We start from the raw sequence: 3,863 nt of genomic DNA on the forward strand, positions 1-3,863 counted from the left end.
ACGCCGCCTCAGGCGCAGCAGGTGCTGTCACAGGCGAAGCCCTCGCTCAAATCATCATCAAAGAGAAATACGACGGCAAAACATCCGACCAGCTCACCACCGCAGAGAAAGAAGACATCCGAGCCATCTCAACACTCGCAGCAACCCTCGTCGGTGGAGTGACAGGTGGCAGCTTTGAAGATGCCGTTACAGCAGGGGCGGCGGGGTATAACGCGGCGGTGAATAATGGGTTATCTGATGAGATTTTAAGAGCAATGGATGCTTTCCCAGGTGGTTCTGGTGTTAAATGGACAGGAAAAGGGCTTGTAAAATATGGGGGAAAAGCTTACCAAATACTCAAAGATGCCCTAAAAATAGCCAACTCTTATATACCTGGTAGAGTAATTTCGCGAGTAAACTTGGATGGAGAAGGCATGGCTCATATAATGAAAAGGCACTTTGACCCGTCTGTAAATGCGAGTCAGTTTACAATTACTCCGCACCAACTCTCAACAATTTTACAGCACCCAGAGGTTGTAAGGTCTCCGATTGTACAGGTGATACCTAATCAAGGGGTAAACACCTATGTTAGAACTGTAACTTTAAATATTAATGTTGGCATTGATAAATTTAGTGGCTGGCAACCAACTTCGACTATGACTATATTAACCGATGGTTGGGGAAATTTAATAACCGCTTTTCCAGGAGTCTTACGATGAAACTGATTAATTCAATGACAGAAGATGTTCTTCGCAAGGAGATACTGGCTAATCAAGAAAGTGCTCAAAACAACATAAGGTTATTAAACGTGATAAAGGAAAAATTTCCAAGTTTTAAAAATTTTTTAATCATAGATTTCTTAATGGAACAAGGGGAAGATATTTATACTCTCCTAATAGACGGAATCACTGTTATTTCTCTTGAGTTATCTAGAATCGATGAAAGTGCAATTTGGGGTAATTGTTTGCCTGTCTCGGAATACGAGAAACTTTTGGTATCAAAATTGGCGCAACTTAGGTTGAGAGTTACACTAGATATTTTGAAATGATTTCATGAATCATTTGCTGACTTTGATATTTCAAAAAGCCTCAGTGGGTTTTGCACCACTGGGGCTTTTTGCATTTAAAGGAAAGCAGACGTTCGCCAACGCCAATCGAGCAAAAGGCAACGCCAACGGCAGCAGCACCAGCTACACCGAAACCCAAGTCACCGCCACAGACAAGCTCGCGCTCAATGCGGGACGGGACATGAACCTCATCGGTGCGCAGGCGCGTGGTGAGACCGTTGAGGCCGATGTCGGGCGCAACTTCACCATCACCAGCTTGCAGGACACCAGCAACTACGACTCGACGCAACGCAGCCAAAGCGTCGGTGTGGAAGTCCCTGTTTATGGTGTGGGCTCAGCATCGGGCAGCTACTCGCAAACCAAGCAAACCATCGACAGCAATTACCAGTCGGTTAATGAGCAATCGGGCATCTACGCAGGCAAGGGCGGGTTTGACGTCAATGTCAAAGGCCACACACAGCTCAATGGTGCGGTGATTTCGAGTACGGCACCCGCCGAATTCAACCAGCTCACCACAGGCAGCTTGGGTTACACCAACATCGAGAACCAAGCCGAATTCAGCGCGAACAGCAGCGGGGCGACCATCGGCGCTGGTAACCTGACCAATGTCGCCATCAATCTGGCCGCCAGCCAAATCCCCGCAGCGCTCAATCAAAATGATTCAGCAGCCAGCACCACCGTCTCAGCGGTCAGTCCTGCCACCATCACGGTCGGAGGCCAAACCGTTGAGCCAGTCGGCTTGTCTCGTGACCCAGCCAATGCCACCAATGCGCTCAACCCGATATTTGACCTACAAGAAGTACAGGACAACTTCGCCATGAGCAGTGTGGTGTCCGATATCGGTGCACTCACGTTCAACATCATCGCCACCGAAGTGCAACGCCCCAAAGCAGAAGAGCGGGACAAAGCCCTTGCCGCAGCAGAACAAGCAGCCATGGGAGACATCGAAAAGAACCACCCAGAACTGTACACACAAATCACCACCGGCAGCACCAAAGGGGACACCGAGGCCATTCTCGGCTATTTGGAAACTCAAGCCAAAGAAAGTCCCACCTATCTCTCCGCCATCGCTGCCTTAGGTGAGAACCCCACCGAAAGCCAAAAGCAAGCCGTGTTTGAAACACTGTCCAGAAATGGTACATTGGGCAGCTACTTCCAAACCAATCAAGCCTACATTGACGGCCAAAAAGACTTCGCCCCAGGTGGCAAATACAACATGGCCTCCCAAGCCATCACAGGCCTACTCGCCAGTGCCGCAGGCGGCAATTTGCAACAAGGCATCGCCAACGCCGCCGCACCACTGCTTGCCAGCCAAGTCGGTGACTACTTCGACCGCCAACCCGACACCGAAGCGAACAACGCCGCGCGTCTACTCACCCACGCCGCCGTCGGAGCCGCCGTCGCCTACCTATCAGGCAACGACGCCGCCTCAGGCGCAGCAGGTGCTGTCACAGGCGAAGCCCTCGCTCAAATCATCATCAACACCAGATACGACGGCAAAACATCCGACCAGCTCACCACCGCAGAGAAAGAAGACATCCGAGCCATCTCAACGCTCGCCGCAACCCTCGTCGGTGGAATTACAGGTGGGAGCTTTGAAGATGCCGTCACAGCTGGGGCGGCGGGGTATAATGCGGTGGTGAATAATGAAATGCACCTCGGCTTTAAGTCACCATCAGACAGATATAAAGAAGCTTTATATGCTGGTGATGTCGCAGCAATGGAGAAACTTCAGAAAGAATTCCCAGGCGTATTTACCAGTGCAGAAAAGAACATGAGTGATTTAAGACAAGCAGAGTTAAATCAGGCAGGTATTAAACGCTTTATTAATGAAAAATGTGGGGGGCTGAGCAATACACAGTGTCAAACTGCCATCTCGAATTGGCTGACTCAAGGTGATCAAAGAGCGCTGGCAATTTTTGGTGGCACATTGGCCTTGGGCGGACCAAGTGCTATTAGAGCTTTGATATCTGCCTATAAAGTAGGAAAAGAGGTGTGGGATAAACCTATACCATATACTTTGTATGATAAATTGAGAAACATTGACTCTAAACAGTTACAGGCGAAGTTTAAACATGCTGAAGATTTTGGGGTTTCAGGTAACTATAACACTGCAAATGCACTAAGATTTCAAGAGGCTATTAATAGGCATATAAGAGATCCGTTGGTGCGAATCATTCAAGGAACGTATAGAGGTCAACCAGTGACACATATAGTAAATCCCCAAACTGGTTTGAGTGTTATTACTACTCGATCTGGTGAATTTATCAGTGGCTGGAAACTTAATCCAGCTCAATTAAGAAATGTATTAAGTCGTGGAGGATTATAAAAAATGGAGTCTAAAATGAGCAACAAATCAATATCAATTCCTTTGACTGAAGACGAAGCCCTAGTTTTGTTTGAATGGCTTTGCATTTTTAATCAGAGTGAAGTAGATAAGCTTTTCCAAGATGATGTTACAGAACAGATTCTTTTTTCGATTGAGAATATGTTGGAGTCGCAGTTAGTTGCTCCATTTGACCCAGATTACAAAATTATTCTTGAGGAGGCAAGAAAAAGGCTTAAGAATTAAAGGGTTTCATGAATCATTTGCTGACTTTGATATTTCAAAAAGCCTCAGTGGGTTTTGCACCACTGGGGCTTTTTGCATTTAAAGGAAAGCAGACCTTCGCCAACGCCAATCGAGCAAAAGGCAACGCCAACGGCAGCAGCACCAGCTACACCGAAACCCAAGTCACCGCCACAGACAAACTCACGCTCAATGCGGGACGGGACATGAACCTCATCGGTGCGCAGGCGCGTGGTGAGACCGTTGAGG

Annotated in this window: 5 protein-coding genes; all 5 read left to right on the plus strand. The window is 47.9% G+C overall.

The features are described 5' to 3' along the window. Window positions 1-698, plus strand: a 698-nt coding sequence (locus tag IE082_RS10840) for a VENN motif pre-toxin domain-containing protein (protein WP_189493930.1), incomplete at its 5' end; no start/stop codon positions are given. After that, the gene (locus IE082_RS10845; protein WP_189493931.1) at window positions 695-1,027 is read left to right on the plus strand and encodes a hypothetical protein; all 333 of its coding nucleotides are present in this window, start codon (window positions 695-697) and stop codon (window positions 1,025-1,027) included. The genes IE082_RS10840 and IE082_RS10845, both read left to right, overlap by 4 nt. A 4-nt stretch (window positions 1,028-1,031) precedes the next feature. Next, window positions 1,032-3,374 (plus strand): colicin D domain-containing protein, encoded by a 2,343-nt coding sequence (locus IE082_RS10850; RefSeq protein ID WP_189493932.1) that lies wholly within the window; start codon window positions 1,032-1,034, stop codon window positions 3,372-3,374. 15 nt (window positions 3,375-3,389) lie between these two features. Next, window positions 3,390-3,617 carry a hypothetical protein gene (locus tag IE082_RS10855; RefSeq protein ID WP_189493933.1) on the plus strand — a complete coding sequence of 76 codons (228 nt, stop codon included), beginning with the start codon at window positions 3,390-3,392 and terminating at the stop codon, window positions 3,615-3,617. An 8-nt stretch (window positions 3,618-3,625) separates the two neighbouring features. After that, window positions 3,626-3,863, plus strand: a 238-nt coding sequence (locus IE082_RS10860; protein ID WP_189493934.1) for a hemagglutinin repeat-containing protein, incomplete at its 3' end; no start/stop codon positions are given.

This window comes from Formosimonas limnophila, from assembly GCF_014652675.1.
Lineage (GTDB): Bacteria > Pseudomonadota > Gammaproteobacteria > Burkholderiales > Burkholderiaceae > Hydromonas > Hydromonas limnophila.